The sequence below is a fragment of the Actinomycetota bacterium genome (assembly GCA_035765775.1).
Classification (GTDB): domain Bacteria; phylum Actinomycetota; class CADDZG01; order JAHWKV01; family JAOPZY01; genus DASTWV01.
The window spans coordinates 1-14,139 of record DASTWV010000032.1; the positions used below are offsets into that span (position 1 = coordinate 1).

A 14,139-nucleotide genomic window follows, 5' to 3' on the forward strand; every position below is an offset into this window, starting at 1 on the left:
CCAGGCGGCGGCCGAGAGCACGCCCGAGGTCCTCCTGGAGCGCCTCATGATCGCCGCCGGGCTGCCCCCGCCGGTGCGCCAGTTCACCCTGGCCCGGGACGGCAGGACCTACCGGGTGGATCTCAGCTACCCGGAGCTGAAGCTCGCCATCGAGTTCGACGGGTACCGGTACCACTGGGGAAGGAAGAAGTGGCGCCAGCACCTGGCGCGGAGCAACGTGTTGATGCTGTTGGGCTGGCGGGTGCTCCACATCACCTGGGACGACCTCGTGTTCCACCCCGAGAAGGTCGTCGCCCAGGTCCGGGAGGCGCTCGGGATGAACTAGCCGCCCAGGCGCACCCGGCCGTTGGGCTCCAGGGCCACCAGGCCCTCGGCCACCAGGGCGTCCACCGCAGCCGACACCCGGGGGCCGGACTCGGCCCAGCGCCCGGCCAGTTCCCCCACCGGGAGGGAGGGCACCTGGCGGAGGGCCTCGACGATCCGGCCCCGGAGCTGGCGGGTCGACCCGGCGAAGGGAGACGGCCGCCGGGTCGCGGCCGGGGCGGCGGCTGCCGTGCCCGCAACGCCGCCCGCTGCAGCGCCGCCCGCCCGCCGGAACCGGCACGCGGACGCCAGCGGGCAACCCTCACAGCGGGGCACCGCCCGGCAATGCTCCCGGCCGAGGTCCATGAGGGCCTGGTTCCAGGCCCCAGGGTCCCGCTCGTCCCGCCCGTCCAGCCATGCCTGGGCCTCGTCGGCCACCACCGAGGGCGTCACCTGGGACGCCGGGGCGCCCAGCCGGGCGCGGGCGACCACCCGGCGAACGTTTACGTCGACCGCCGCCACGGGGACGCCGTAGGCGCACGAGGCCACCGCCGCCGCCGTGTAGGCCCCGACCCCGGGCAACCGGCGGAGCTCTCCCACGGAGGAGGGGATGATCCCGCCGTGTGCCGCCACCACCTGCCCTGCCGACCGGTGCAGGGCGGCGGCCCGCCGGTTGTAGCCCAGCCCGGCCCACGCCCGGAGCACGGACGCCAAGTCAGCCGCCGCCAGCACCGAAACCGACGGGAATCCACCCATGAAGCGCTCCCACGACGGCACCACCCGGGCCACCTGGGTCTGCTGCAGCATCACCTCCGCCACCAGCACGCCGTACGGCGATGGCGCCGCCCGCCACGGGTAGGCCAGGCGCCGCGGCCCGTACCAGTCGAGGAGCTCCGTCACCGGTCGGACTACTCGGCGGGAGCGGGTTCCACCAGAACCGGCGGCACCTCGGCGGTGCAGAACTTGCAGCGCCGGGCTTCCTTGGGGATCTCGCTCAGGCACTCCGGGCACGGCCGGGTCGCGACGGCGGGCTCCGGGGTGGGCTCCTGGTGGCGGCGGGCGATCAGCATGTTCACCGGCTTCACCACGAACAGGAACACGGCCAGTGCGATGGACAGGAACGAGATCACCGCGTTGATGAAGTCGCCGTAGGCGAAGGCGCTCTTGCGCACGTGGAACGCAAGGTTCTGGAAGTTTGCCTTACCCGGTATGGCGATCAGCGGGGTCAGCAGGTCTTTGACGAGGGCGGTCACCACCGCCCCGAAGGCGGCGCCGATCACCACGGCCACCGCCAGGTCGATGACGTTGCCCCGCAGGACGAACTCCTTGAACTCGGTGCCTAAACCCTTGCCCGCCACCGGTCCCTCCTTCCCTCTGGTCGCCCGCTCCTCGGGACCCGTACGACGGGAGCCCCGAAACGCTACAAATTCTCCTCCAGTTGGCGGGCAATGTGCCGGAGGGCCTTGCCACGGTGGCTGATCGCGTCCTTTTCGCCGGCCGACAGCTCGGCCATCGTGCGGGTCTCGCCCTCGGGAATGAACCAGGGGTCGTAGCCGAAACCTCCTCTCCCCCGGGGGACAAAGCCGATCCGGCCCTCGCACACGCCCTCGCCCACCACCTCCGTGCCGTCCGGGCCGGCCAGGACCACGACGCACCGGTAGCGGGCTCCCCGGCCCTCGGCGGGCACGCCCTCCAGGGCGGCGACCAGTTTGGCATTGTTGGCGGTGTCGGTCGCATCCCGGCCCCCGCCGACCCCGGAGTAGCGCGCAGAGTGCACCCCGGGCGCCCCACCCAGGAAATCGACCTCGATCCCGGAGTCGTCAGCCAGCGTCGCCAGGCCCGTCCGCCGGCTGACGAAGAGCGCCTTCAGCCGGGCATTCTCCAGGTAGGTGGATCCGGTCTCCGCCACCTCCGGCCACTCCCCGACGTCGGCAGCGGTCAGCAGGGAGAAGGGCAGCCCCGCCAGGATCTGGCGCACCTCGACGATCTTGCCGGGGTTGGTCGAGGCGATCACCAGTCCGTCGCCTGGACCCATCAAGCGGGACCCATCAAGCGGGGCCCATCAAGCAGGGATCAAGGGGCCTGCAACGCCTTGCGCTGGGCGGCGACGATGGCCTCGATGCCGGTGGCCCCCAGGTCGATCATGGTCTGCAGCTCGGCCGGGCTGAACGGCTCGCCCTCGGCGGTGCCCTGGAGCTCCACGAAGCGGCCCGACGCCGTCATCACCAGGTTGAGGTCCACCTGGGCGGAGGAGTCCTCGACGTAGCACAGGTCCAAAGACGGCACCCCGTCCACGATGCCCACGCTGACCGCCGCCACCTCCTCGCGCAGCGGCGACGCCTTCAGCTTCCCCGAAGCCACCAGCCCGGCGATGGCGTCCGCCAGGGCCACGTACGACCCGGAGATCGACGCCGTGCGGGTGCCGCCGTCGGCCTGGAGCACGTCGCAGTCCAGCCAGATCGTGCGCTCCCCGAGGGCAGCGAAGTCGCACACCGAGCGCAGGGAACGGCCGATCAGGCGCTGGATCTCCATCGTCCGGCCGCTCTGCTTGCCTTTGGCCGCCTCCCGGGGGGTCCGGGTCTCGGTGGCCCGGGGCAGCATCGAGTACTCGGCGGTGACCCAGCCCTTGCCCTGGCCCCGGAGGAAGTCGGGCACCCGCTCCTCCACCGAAGCGGTCACCAGCACGCGGGTCCGCCCGGCCTCGTACAGGACCGAGCCCTCGGCAAAGTCGGTGTAGCCCCGGGTGATGGTGATGGGGCGCAGGTCGGAGGCCTCCCGCCCGTCAGCTCTATGCACCGGCGAACCCTACACGGTCGGTACGAACGGGGTCACTACACACGGTCAGTGCACACGGTCAGTACACAAGGATGCGCAAGTTGTCCGACGCCACGTCGATCTCGCCCCGGTACTCCCGGGCGGCCATCTCCCGGGACACCTTCGGGTCCCGGCCGGGCACGAGGTGGGACAGGAGCAGGTGTGAGACCTGGCACTGGAACGCCATCTCGCCCGCCTCGGTGGCGGTCATGTGCAGCTCCTGCAGCTCCTTGGTGGTCGTGTGCAGGCTGGCCTCGGCAATGAGGAGGTTGGCGCCCCACACGAAGTCGATGACCGCGCGGCTGGGGCCGGTGTCGGCGGTGTAGGCCACCGTGCGCGCCTCGGCGGTCGCCCGGAGGGCGTAGCACTCGACCGGGTGCCGGGTCCGGCAGAAGCGCAGCTCGAAGTCGCCGATGTCGGGGATCAGCTTGTCATTGACCTCGACGAAGGACAGGTAGCCCCCGAAGGTGGCGTCCCCGTCGGGCAGCAGCCCGCCGAGGAACGCCGCTGCACCCGCCGGGGCATACACCGGCAGCCCCGCCGGCTCGCCCGCCTCCGGGCCGTAGCGCAGGGCGTAGAGGAAGGCGTACAGGTCGACGACATGATCGAGGTGCAGGTGGCTGAGCACGATGGCCGTCAGCTCCGAAGGCTTCACGTGACGCTGCAGGTTGCCGAACGAGCCCGGCCCGCAGTCCACCCACAGCCGCGTGTTCGCGGTCTTGAACAGGTAGCCCGAGCAGGCCGCTCCCGGTGCGGGGAAGGTCCCCGAGCCGCCCAGCACGATCACCTCGTACGCCATGGCACCGCCTCCACCTCGCGCAGCTCCGGCAAAAACCGGGAGCCTACCTCCCGGAACTGCTCGGGGTCGCCGGAGACCATGAAGCGCCGGGTGCCCAGCTCGGCGACCCGGCGGAGCAGGTCCTCGGAGACCAGCCGGGCATACACGTCGCGGGCGACCGCATCCGCCGACGAGATCAGCTCGACATCCCCCTTGGTCACCCAGTGGAGCACGCCCTTCAGCAGCGGGTAGTGCGTGCAGCCCAGGATCAGCGTGTCCACGCCCGCGGCCAGCAGCGGCGCGAGGTAGCCCTCGGCCAGGCCGATCAGCTCCTCGGAAAACGTGTCGCCCGCCTCCACCCGGTCGACGAAGGCCGGGCAGGCCTGGCAGAGCACCTCGAGGTCGTCCCGGGCGGCGGCCAGCGCCCGCTGGTAGGCCCCGCTGCCCACGGTCACCGGGGTCGCCAGGACGCCGACCCGCCGGTTGTGGGTGGCCCGGGCGGCGGTCCGCACCGCGGGCTGGATCACCCCGATCACCGGCACGTCGTAGCGCTCGGCGGCCTCCCCGGCCGCGGCGGCGGTCATGGCGTTGCACGCGATCACCAGCATCTTCACGTCCTGGGCGGACATGAGGTCCATGATCTGGAAGGCGAAGGAGCGGACCTCCTCGACGGTCCGCGGGCCGTAGGGTGCGCGGGCGGTGTCGCCGAAGTAAGCGAGGTGCTCCTGGGGGAGCAGCTCCTCCAGCGCCCGCACCACGGTGAGCCCCCCGACCCCGGAGTCGAAGACCCCGATGGGCCGGTTCTGCCGGGCACTCACAGCCCGGTCACCAGGGCATGTACTCCACGTCGGTGGCCGCCTGCTCGACCTCCTTGGTCCAGATCGACGTGGAGAGGTACTTCCAGCCCCCGTCGGCGAACAGGCACACGATGTCGCCCTCGTCGATCCCCATGGCGACGCGCCGGGCCACATGCACCGTCGCCCCCGCCGAGATCCCGCAGAAGATCCCCTCCTGGGCCAGGACCCGCCGGGTGAGGCGGACCGAGTCCTCGGCGTTGACCTTGAACCGGCGATCGAGCATCTTCTCGTCGAACACCGGCGGGATGAACCCGTCCGCCATCGAGCGCAGGCCGTAGACCAGGTCGCCCTGCTGGGGCTCGGCGGCCACCACCTGCACCTCCGGGCGGTGCTCCTTGAGGTAGCGCCCCACGCCGGTCAGCGTCCCGCCGGTGCCCAGGCCGGCCACGAAGTGCGTGATCTGCGGGCAGTCCCGGACGATCTCCGGGGCGGTGGTGGCGTAGTGCGCCCCGGGGTTGGCCGGGTTGCCGTACTGGTAGAGCATCAAGAAGGTGGGGTCGTCGGCGGCCATCTGCTCGGCCACCCGGATGGCGCCGTTGGAGCCGTACTCGCCGTCGGTGAGCTTGATCTGGGCACCGTAGGCGGCGATGAGGTCCCGGCGCTCGGCCGAGGCGGTCTCCGGCATGACGCACATGAGCGGGTAGCCCCGGCGCCGCGCCAGGAAGGCCAGCGAGATCCCGGTGTTGCCCGAGGTGGGCTCCAGCAGGCGGCGCTCCGGGGTCAGCTCGCCCGAGGCCTCGGCGGCATCCAGCATGGCCCGGGCGATGCGGTCCTTGAGCGACCCGGTGGGGTTCTGGCCCTCCAGCTTGGCCCAGATGCGCACGCCGGGCTTGGGCGACATGCTCGGCAGGCCTACCAGCGGGGTGTTGCCGACCAGCCCGGAGATGTCGTCGAAGCGCATTGCGAGATCTGGTGCGGGGCCGGGCTAGCCTCCGGCGACGGCCGGCAGGATCGAAAGCACGTCGCCGTCCCTCAGCGGGGTGTCCAGGCCCTCGAGGTAGCGGACATCCTCGTCGTTGAGGTAGACGTTGACGAACTTGTGGAGCTCGCCGTCCTCGCCCAGCAGCTGCTCGCCGAGGCCGGGGTACTGGGCGATCAGCTCGGAGACGACGTCGCGCAGCGCCCCGGAGGGGGCGCTCAGCTTGCTGGCGCCGCCTACGTTGGGGCGGAGGACAGCGGGGATCCGGACATCGACGGCCATTGCGGGAGTGACCCTATCACCGAGCCGCGCGTAGTTGGCCGCGCACCAGGTTGCCCGACGGGTCCCGGAAAAACGCCCCGCCGTCGTCCTCGTCGAGGCCCACGCCGGCGTCCTGGAGCCTGCCCAGCACCTCGCCGAGGGCGGTGGCGTCGGGCAGCTCGACGGTATAGCGGCGCAGCCCTGAGGCGGTCCGGGGAGCCGGCGGAGCCCCCTCGCCCGCCCAGGTGTTGAGGCCGAGGTGGTGGTGGTAGCCGCCCGCCGACACGAAGGCGGCGCCCCACCGGTCGGCCACCCCCATGATGTCGAAGCCCAGCAGCCCGTGGTAGAAGCCGACAGCCTCGCCCAGGTTGGCGATGTGCAGGTGGACGTGGCCCATGTAGGTTTCCTCGGGGAGCGGGTCGCCCAGGGCGTCGCCCGGCTGCAGTTCGTCGAAGAGGGCGTCGAGGTCGATGGGGTCCCGGCCGGAGCGCAGGGTGCCGTTGGCGTCCCGGGCCACGAACATCCCGTTGGCGAAGCCGAACTCGCCGTCCTCGGGCGACTCGCAGTAGATCTCGATGCCGTTGCCATCGGGGTCCCAGAGGTAGTCGGACTTGGTCATGACGTGGTCGGTGGGCGAGTTCGGGTAGCGCAGCGACATCAGCCGCCCGATCACCCGGGCCAGCTCCCGCCGGCTGGGCAGCACCAGGGCCAGGTGGTACAGGCCCGTGGTGCGGTCGGGCACGGGGCGGTCGGCCCCCGGGTGCAGCACGACGTAGGGCGTGCCCCCCGCCCCCATGACGATGGACTCGTCCTCGCCGCCGGGCAGCTCGGCCAGCCCCACGACGTCCCGGTAGAAGTCCCGGGCGGTGGCGCCGTCGGTGACACCCAGGTGGACGGCCCCGACGCCGGTGGCCGGGGCGATCGAGAACTGTTTGGTCTCTGTAGTTGCGGTCTCGTTCATGCAGGGTGAAACCATGGGCGGGGATCGTTCATTCCCGCGCTACCTGCGGCCCTACCGGACGACGACCTCCACCTCTTCCACCTCGCCGGTCGGGTCCCGCCAGTCCTGCTTGTGGATGAGGTAGCCCTTGGAGTACGGCTGCGCCCGGTCCTCCAGCGAGACGATCACGAACACCGAGTCCGGGTAGTGCGCCTCCCGGATGTCGGTGGGCGACGGGTAGGCCCGGGTGGCCACGTGGGAGTGGAAGATCGAGGAGACCTCGAGGTCCCGGTCGTCGATGTCCCGCAGGGCGGCGATCATCTCGCGGTCGTCGGGCTTGTAGAACACGGGCGAGGCGGCGGCGTTGGTGAGCCGGTAAATCCGCTCCACCACCCCGTCCCTCCCGCCCAGGAACCCGCACGCCTCATTGGGCAGGCCGTCCATGCAGTAGGCCACCATCGAGTCGTAGATGTCCTGCGGGATGACCAGCTGCTTGGGGGCGGTCATGGCGCCACCTCGATGTGCCCGGGCTCGCCGGCCACCGTGCGCCCGATGACCGCCGCCGCCGGGGTCCCCCGCGCCGTCAGGTCTCTCACCAGGGCATCCTCGGCGCCGGGGTCCACCGCGATGAGCATCCCGCCCGACGTCTGGGCGTCGAACAGGACGGTGCGCAGGGCATCGCTCAAGGCCGGGCTGAAGTCCACCGAGGGGGAATAGTACGACGCGTTCCGCCGGGTGCCGCCGGGGACGAAGCCAGCCGCGGCCAGATCCGCCACCCCATCGAGCAGCGGGACCGCCCCCGCCGAGATCTCGCCGGCTACCCCCGACAGGCGCAGCAGGTTGTGCAGGTGGCCGATCAGCCCGAATCCGGTGACGTCGGTGGCCGCCTCGGCCCCGGCGGCCAGCATCGCCTGGGCGGCGCCGGCGTTGAGCGTGGCCATGATCCGGGTGGCGTCGGCCACGAGAGCATCGGGGGCGGCGTCCCGCTTGATGGCGGTGGCGATGATCCCCATCGACAGGGGCTTGGTCAGGACGAGCGACAGGCCGGCCCGGGCCCCGGCGGAGGTCAAGAGCCGGTCGGGGTGCACCATGCCGGTCACCGACATCCCGTACTTGGGCTCAGCGTCCTCCACCGTGTGCCCGCCCACCACGCTCACACCCGCCTCGGTGGCCTTGTCGGCCCCGCCCTCCAGGACCCGGGCGAGGAGCTCGAAATCCAGCGTCTGCGGCCAGCCGACGAGGTTGAGGGCCAGCACCGGCCGGCCCCCCATGGCGTAGCAGTCGCTGAAGGCATTGGCCGCGGCGATGGCGCCCCACAGGTAGGGGTCGTCCACGATCGGGGTGAAGAAATCGACAGTGAGCAGGATGGCGTTGTCGGGCGCCACCCGGTAGACCGCGGCGTCATCGGGCGCGTCCAGGCCCAGGAGGAGGTTGGGGTCCTCGCTCCGGTTGTGGTCTCGAAAGCGGCGCAGGACCTGCGCCAGGTCGCTGGGACCGAGCTTGCAGGCTCAGCCGGCGCCGTGGCTGTACTGCGTCAGACGGGGCGGGGTCATAGCCCTCTGTTATATCCCGGCAGCGCATTTGCGCCGTGCCGGGGGGGTCGGGAGCCGGATCCGGCCCGGGACCGGCGGCGGCACGGTAGCCTGGAGTGGTGCCGGACCCCCGCAAGGCGGCCCCCTCGGAGGAGGGGGGGCAAGGCCCCAAGAAAGCCTCGCGACACACCTCCGCGGCCGCCCGTTCCGACCAGGGTCCCCACCCCGCCCCGCCCCGCGCCAGTCCTCCCCGGCCCCCGGAGCCGGGCCGCGGGCACGCCAAGGAACCCCACAACGCGGTGCCCACGGGCAAGGTCGGGCGCTTCAGCCGCCTGGCCGCGACGTCCATCAAAGGGTCAGTCCGCTTGGCGATGATCGGGCCCAAATCCTTGCTCGGGGGGGACTCGATCAAGAACCTGCTCGAGGATCTGCACCTCGCCACCGCCGAAGATCTGGTCGACACCCTCGGCCGCCTCAAGGGCACCTCGATGAAGCTGGGCCAGCTCGCCTCGTTCATCGACGCCGGCATCCTGCCCCCCGAGGTGCGGGACATGTACCAGGGCGTGCTGGGCTCACTCCGGGACGCCGCCCCGCCCATGAAGGCGGAGCTGGTGGGCGAGGTGTTCCAGCACGAGTTCGGCATGCTGCCCGACGAGCTCTTCGCCGAGTTCAGCGCCGAGCCGGTGGCCGCCGCCAGCCTGGGCCAGGTCCACCTCGCCACCACCAAGGAGGGCGAGGAGGTGGCGGTCAAGATCCAGTACCCGGGCATCGAGGAGGCCATCCGCTCCGACCTGGCGGTCACCACTGCGGTCCGGCCCCTCCTGCCGCTGCTGGCCCCCGGCCTCGATGCCGGGGATGCCCTCGAGGAGATGCGCGCCCGCCTCCTGGAAGAGTGTGACTACCTCCTCGAGGCCGAGAACATGGACACCCTCGCCGACCGCTTCCAGGACCACCCGTTCGTCATCGTGCCGCGGTCGCTGCCCCAGCTGTCCACCGAGCGGATCCTCACCATGGGGCGGGCCCGGGGCCGGCCGTTCGCCGAGGTGATGGCACTGCCCCAGGAGGAGCGCGACCGGGTGGGCGAGATGCTGTTCCGCTTCTACTACGGGTCCCTGTACCGCTACGGCTTCACCAGCGCCGACCCCCATCCGGGCAACTACTTCCTGATGCCCGACGGCCGGATGGCGTTCTTCGACTTCGGGCTGGCCTGCAACCTCGACCCCCGCATGACGCCCTACCTGCAGGGCGCCTTCATGGCGCTGCGGGACAAGGATGTCGCCGGGGTCTTCCGCAACGCCATCGCCATGCGCTACGTCACCCGGCCGGAGCAGACCGACCCCCAGCGCTTCTACGAGTGGGTGCGCCTGGTGCTGGACCCGGTGGCCGAGGACCACGAGTACACCTTCACCCGGGAGTTCATCGCCGAGCGGACCGCCACCATGCTCGACCCCCGCAACCCATGGTTTTCGTTCCTGCGCCAGCTCAACCTGCCCCGCTGGGGGATCCTCGTCTACCGCTTGGAGCTGGGCCTGTTCGCCGTGCTGGCGCAGCTGGGGGCCACGGCCAACTGGCACCGGATCGTGCTGGAGTTCTGGGACGCCGCCGAGCCCTCCACCGAGCTGGGCGAGGCCGAGGCGGCGTGGATGGAGAGCCACCCGAAGTAACAGCCCGGCCGGATGGGCGGGGCCACAGTTCCCGGAGCCGATCCGGGTCGGGCTGCTCGCAGGCGAGGGCCCCCCGGCGGGGGCCGCTTTTCATCTCGCCCTGGATCCGTCGCGAACGGGGGGATTCCACCACAGAATGCGCCCAGCGCCTCAGACATCACCACTCGATGCCACGCTGGGCCTTGATCCCCTCCTCGTAGGGGTGCTTCACGGGGTGCATCTCGGTCACCAGGTCCGCCGCCGCCACCAGCTCGGCCGGGGCGTCCCGGCCGGTCACCACGATGTGCTGGAAGCCAGGCCGCCCCACCAGCACCGAGACCACCTCGGCGGTGTCCACCCAGCCGAAGGCCATCGGATAGGTGAACTCGTCCAGCAGCAGGAAATCGAAGGCCTCGGACTCGATGAGGCGCCGGACCTCCGCCCACCCTTCCCGGGCGAGGTCGGCCGACTCCTCGAGGTTCCGGGAGGTCCAGGTCCAGCCGTCGCCCATGGCCTCCCAGACGATGCCCCCGAGGGCCTCGGCCGCAGCCCGCTCGCCGATCTTCCACTTGCCTGACTTCAAGAACTGGAAGACGCCCACCCGGTAGCCCTGCGCCCAGGCCCGCAGCATCATGCCGAAGGCGGCGGTGGACTTCCCTTTGCCGTTGCCGGTATGGACAATCAGCAGGGCCCGGTCCCGGGGGGCCCGCCCGGGCGCGCTGGGCATCCCGGATCCCTACGAGAGGACCAGGTTCACCAGGCGGGGCGGCACGACGATCACCTTCGAGGGTGTCCGTCCGTCCAGTGCCCGGCTCACCTTCTCGCTCCCGAGCGCCAAGGCCTCCATCTCCGCCCGGGCGATGTCCGCCGACACGTCCATGGTGTCGCGCACCTTGCCGTTGACCTGCACCACCATGGTCACCCGCTCGGCGGCCAGCACGGCGGGGTCGTAGGCCGGCCAGGGCTCGAGGTGGATCGACCCCTCGTGGCCCAGACGGTGCCACAGCTCCTCGGTGATAAAGGGGGCGATGGGCGCCAGCAGCTTCAGGAACACCTCCACCGCCTCCCGGGGCGGCGGCCCGGATGCCTTGGAGAGCGCGTTCAGCAGCTCCATCATGCGGGCGATGGCGGTGTTGAAGCTGAAGGACTCGAAGTCGTCGGTCACCGCCTTCACCGTCCGGTGCACCGCGAGGTTGAGGGCCGGGCTCACCGCACCGGGCTCGGCCGACGACAGCACCCGCCACACCCGGCTCAACCAGCCGAAGGCCACCCGGCCGATCTCCTCGACGCCGTCGGCCGGGAAATCGTAGGCCGCCCCCGGCGGGCTGCAGAACAGGATGAACAGGCGGGTGGCGTCGGCCCCGAAGCGCTCGACCGCCACCGATGCCTCCACCACGTTGCCCAGCGACTTCGACATCGCCTTGCCGCCCATCGAGATCGAGCCCTGGTTGAACAGGCGCAGGAAGGGCTCGGGGAAGGTCACCAGGCCCATGTCCTGGAACGCCTTGGTGAAGAAGCGGGCGTAGATGAGGTGCATCACGGCGTGCTCGATGCCGCCGACGTACTGGTCGATCGGGCACCAGGCCGCCACCCGGTCCGGGTCGAAGGGGGCGGTGTCGTTCTGCGGGTCGCAGAAGCGCAGGAAGTACCACGACGAGTCGAAGAACGTGTCCATCGTGTCGGTCTCCCGCCGGCCTGGCCCCCCGCACGCCGGGCAGGGCACCTGCACCCAGTCGGTGGCGTTGGCCAGCGGCCCGACCGCATCGTCGGTGGGCGTGTAGTCGGCGTGCTCGGGCAGGAGCACGGGGAGCTGGTCGTAGGGCACCGGCACCTCGCCGCAGTCCGCGCAGTAGACGATGGGGATCGGCGTGCCCCAGTAGCGCTGGCGGGAGACCAGCCAGTCCCGCAGCCGGTAGTTCACCGCCCCCTTGCCCTTGCCCTGACCCACCAGCCAGGCGATCACCTGCTCGACCCCGGCGCCGGTCGAGGGGTCGGACCAGGTGCCGGTGAACGGGCCCGAGTTCACCATGGTCCCGGGCCCCACCGAGGCCTCGGTCATGTCCGCCGGGTCCAGTGCGGGGACCCCCTCAGGCTGGATCACCACCCGGATCTCGATGCCGGACTGGCGGGCGAACTCGAAGTCCCGGGTGTCGTGCGCCGGCACGGCCATGATGGCCCCGGTCCCGTAGTGCATCAGCACGTAGTCTGCGGCCCAGACCGGGATCTCCTCGCCGTTGACCGGGTTCACCGCCACCGCCGGCAGGCGGTAGCCCTTGCGCACCCGCTCGGACGAGACCCGCTCCACCTCGGTCTGGCGGCGGACCTCCTCCAGGTAAGCGGCATAGGGCGCCTCGTCGGGGGTCCCGGCCACCAGCTCGGCGGCGAAGGGGTGCTCGGGCGCCACGACGAAGAAGGTCGCCCCCCACAGCGTGTCCGGCCGGGTGGTGAACACCGGGTACGAGCGCCCCGGACCACCACCGGTGGGACGCACCTCGAAGACGACCTCGGCGCCCCGGCTGCGCCCGATCCAGTTGCGCTGCTGAACCAGGACCTGCTCGGACCACTCCAGGATCTCCATGTCGTCCAGCAGGCGGTCGGCGTAGTCCGTGATCTTGAGGAACCACTGGGCGAGGTCCCGCACCTCGGGGACCGACCCGCACCGCCAGCACACCCCGGCCGAGATCTGCTCGTTGGCCAGCACCGTCTTGTCCACCGGGCACCAGTTGACCGGGGCGGTCTTGCGGTACGCCAACCCACGCTCCAGGAGCTGGAGGAAGATCCACTGGTTCCAGCGGTAGTAGTCGGGGCTGGCGCTCGCCAGCTGGCGGCTCCAGTCGTACGAGAACCCCAGCCGCTTCTGGGACCGGCGCATCCGCTCGATGTTGGCGAAGGTCCACTCGCCCGGGTCCACGCCCCGCTTGATGGCGGCGTTCTCGGCCGGCAGGCCGAAGGCGTCGTAGCCCATCGGGTGCAGCACCTGGTGGCCCTTCATGCGCCACTGCCGGGCGATGGCGTCGGCGATCGAGTAGTTCTCGACGTGGCCCATGTGCATGTCGCCCGACGGGTACGGGAACATCTCCAGCACGTAGCGCCGGCGGGCGGGATCGGGGTGCTCGGGGGCAGCGTGCAGGCCGCTCGCCTCCCAAGCCTCCACCCAGGCCTCCTCGAAGCTCTGCGGCTCGTAGCGGGCGGCGTCGGCGGCGCCCACCCCGGCAGTGGACGAGGGCGAGTGCGCGGGCGAGGGCGCGGCGGAATCGGGAACGGTTGCCATGGGACCAAACGGTACCGCACCGCTGCCCGGGGCATGCGCTCACCTGGTCTGGGCTCAGCCCGGCCGGGGGCGCTGGCGCGGCGTCCGCTGCCCCGGGGGACGTCGCACCGGTATACCCCTTTTGTGCACGAATGAACACGATAATCCTGTTCAGAGCTGCACAAAAGCCGGAAGGCCGCGTCAGCGCCCCTACCTTGGTCGCACCGAGACGGCGGCGGCCGCCCCCCATGTCCCCGGACGCGCCGAAGCGCCCGGGGGGTCGGGCGCCTCGGCAGTCAGCGGGTGGGACAGCCGCTGATGGGACGGGAGGGGCTGCCGGTGGGACTCGGGCTATCCGTGAGTTCCCGCAGCAGCCGGGGGGTTACCGCCATGGACATCGCCGGACAGCAGTGAGACCTCCGCCGGAGCCCCTCCCGATCTGTGATGCAAACCGATCTGTGATGCAAACCGAATCTGTGGTGCAAATGCCGTACTGCAACGAGCTACGAAGCTGGCCTAGCGGCAGTTGACCGCAGCGCCCCCGGCGACGAACAGGCCGGCGATGGTGGCGAGACCGATGACCTTGGGGGCGTACTTCTTGACAAGTGCGGCCATGATCGTTTCCTTTCTCAGTGCGGCGCCCATCTGGCACCTGGGGATGTGCGAGGCCGGTGCCATCGGGTCCGGCCGGACCCGGCGACGATGACGCCCGCACCCCGCCATTCTCGGCCCGAGTCCCGCCCCGTGCCTATCCCTCGTTGGTAGGAACTGACCTCCTACCAGGTGGGAGAAATCCCTCCCCGACCCGGGTCACTCCCAGGGATCTGTCCGGTCCTGGACAC

15 protein-coding genes are annotated in these 14,139 nt (G+C 71.1%); 2 read left to right on the plus strand and 13 right to left on the minus strand.

The genetic code is table 11. From position 1 onward, the window contains the following. Positions 1 to 325, plus strand: a 325-nt coding sequence (locus VFW71_06535; GenBank protein HEU5002419.1) for a DUF559 domain-containing protein, incomplete at its 5' end; no start/stop codon positions are given. Here VFW71_06535 and VFW71_06540 read toward each other — a convergent pair. From VFW71_06540 to selD, 11 genes are all read right to left on the minus strand, one after another. Continuing rightward, positions 322 to 1,203 (minus strand): A/G-specific adenine glycosylase, encoded by an 882-nt coding sequence (locus VFW71_06540; protein HEU5002420.1) that lies wholly within the window; start codon positions 1,201 to 1,203, stop codon positions 322 to 324. The two genes, VFW71_06535 and VFW71_06540, sit on opposite strands and share 4 nt — an antisense overlap. Before the next feature lie 8 nt (positions 1,204 to 1,211). Next, positions 1,212 to 1,661 carry a large conductance mechanosensitive channel protein MscL gene (gene mscL / locus VFW71_06545; protein HEU5002421.1) on the minus strand — a complete coding sequence of 150 codons (450 nt, stop codon included), beginning with the start codon at positions 1,659 to 1,661 and terminating at the stop codon, positions 1,212 to 1,214. 62 nt (positions 1,662 to 1,723) lie between these two features. Then, complete coding sequence (rdgB, locus tag VFW71_06550; protein ID HEU5002422.1) at positions 1,724 to 2,338, minus strand: RdgB/HAM1 family non-canonical purine NTP pyrophosphatase; 615 nt, start codon at positions 2,336 to 2,338, stop codon at positions 1,724 to 1,726. Between the two features lie 38 nt (positions 2,339 to 2,376). Continuing rightward, positions 2,377 to 3,099, minus strand: coding sequence for a ribonuclease PH (gene rph / locus VFW71_06555; GenBank protein ID HEU5002423.1), 723 nt, complete (start codon positions 3,097 to 3,099; stop codon positions 2,377 to 2,379). Between the two features lie 58 nt (positions 3,100 to 3,157). Next, positions 3,158 to 3,916, minus strand: a complete 759-nt coding sequence (locus VFW71_06560) for an MBL fold metallo-hydrolase (GenBank protein HEU5002424.1) — start codon at positions 3,914 to 3,916, stop codon at positions 3,158 to 3,160. Continuing rightward, positions 3,901 to 4,713, minus strand: a complete 813-nt coding sequence (gene murI, locus VFW71_06565; GenBank protein ID HEU5002425.1) for a glutamate racemase — start codon at positions 4,711 to 4,713, stop codon at positions 3,901 to 3,903. Before murI ends, VFW71_06560 begins: the two co-directional genes overlap by 16 nt. Positions 4,714 to 4,720: 7 nt before the next feature. Beyond that, positions 4,721 to 5,653, minus strand: a complete 933-nt coding sequence (locus VFW71_06570; GenBank protein ID HEU5002426.1) for a cysteine synthase — start codon at positions 5,651 to 5,653, stop codon at positions 4,721 to 4,723. Positions 5,654 to 5,677: 24 nt separating this feature from the next. Continuing rightward, positions 5,678 to 5,953, minus strand: a complete 276-nt coding sequence (locus VFW71_06575) for a ubiquitin-like small modifier protein 1 (GenBank protein ID HEU5002427.1) — start codon at positions 5,951 to 5,953, stop codon at positions 5,678 to 5,680. 16 nt (positions 5,954 to 5,969) lie between these two features. Continuing rightward, entirely contained in the window at positions 5,970 to 6,893 is a 924-nt protein-coding gene (locus VFW71_06580) for a VOC family protein (protein ID HEU5002428.1), read from the minus strand. 51 nt (positions 6,894 to 6,944) lie between these two features. After that, positions 6,945 to 7,379 (minus strand): M67 family metallopeptidase, encoded by a 435-nt coding sequence (locus VFW71_06585; GenBank protein HEU5002429.1) that lies wholly within the window; start codon positions 7,377 to 7,379, stop codon positions 6,945 to 6,947. Continuing rightward, positions 7,376 to 8,425, minus strand: coding sequence for a selenide, water dikinase SelD (gene selD / locus VFW71_06590; GenBank protein HEU5002430.1), 1,050 nt, complete (start codon positions 8,423 to 8,425; stop codon positions 7,376 to 7,378). Before selD ends, VFW71_06585 begins: the two co-directional genes overlap by 4 nt. Positions 8,426 to 8,703: 278 nt before the next feature. Here selD and VFW71_06595 point away from each other — a divergent pair, with 278 nt between their 5' ends. Continuing rightward, positions 8,704 to 10,068, plus strand: a complete 1,365-nt coding sequence (locus tag VFW71_06595) for an AarF/ABC1/UbiB kinase family protein (GenBank protein ID HEU5002431.1) — start codon at positions 8,704 to 8,706, stop codon at positions 10,066 to 10,068. 157 nt (positions 10,069 to 10,225) lie between these two features. On the opposite strand, the gene cobO is transcribed toward VFW71_06595, so the two are convergent. Beyond that, the gene (gene cobO / locus VFW71_06600) at positions 10,226 to 10,774 is read right to left on the minus strand and encodes a cob(I)yrinic acid a,c-diamide adenosyltransferase (protein ID HEU5002432.1); all 549 of its coding nucleotides are present in this window, start codon (positions 10,772 to 10,774) and stop codon (positions 10,226 to 10,228) included. 9 nt (positions 10,775 to 10,783) lie between these two features. Next, positions 10,784 to 13,318 (minus strand): leucine--tRNA ligase, encoded by a 2,535-nt coding sequence (leuS, locus tag VFW71_06605; protein ID HEU5002433.1) that lies wholly within the window; start codon positions 13,316 to 13,318, stop codon positions 10,784 to 10,786. Positions 13,319 to 14,139 lie beyond the last annotated feature (821 nt).

Bases quoted from the DNA above. Each gene is read 5' to 3' on its own strand.
- cobO (HEU5002432.1), bottom strand. From the start codon at position 10,774: ATGCCCAGCGCGCCCGGGCGGGCCCCCCGGGACCGGGCCCTGCTGATT.
- VFW71_06580 (HEU5002428.1), bottom strand. From the start codon at position 6,893: ATGAACGAGACCGCAACTACAGAGACCAAACAGTTCTCGATCGCCCCG.
- VFW71_06570 (HEU5002426.1), bottom strand. From the start codon at position 5,653: ATGCGCTTCGACGACATCTCCGGGCTGGTCGGCAACACCCCGCTGGTA.
- rdgB (HEU5002422.1), bottom strand. From the start codon at position 2,338: ATGGGTCCAGGCGACGGACTGGTGATCGCCTCGACCAACCCCGGCAAG.
- leuS (HEU5002433.1), bottom strand. From the start codon at position 13,318: ATGGCAACCGTTCCCGATTCCGCCGCGCCCTCGCCCGCGCACTCGCCC.
- VFW71_06560 (HEU5002424.1), bottom strand. From the start codon at position 3,916: ATGGCGTACGAGGTGATCGTGCTGGGCGGCTCGGGGACCTTCCCCGCA.
- VFW71_06575 (HEU5002427.1), bottom strand. From the start codon at position 5,953: ATGGCCGTCGATGTCCGGATCCCCGCTGTCCTCCGCCCCAACGTAGGC.
- VFW71_06585 (HEU5002429.1), bottom strand. From the start codon at position 7,379: ATGACCGCCCCCAAGCAGCTGGTCATCCCGCAGGACATCTACGACTCG.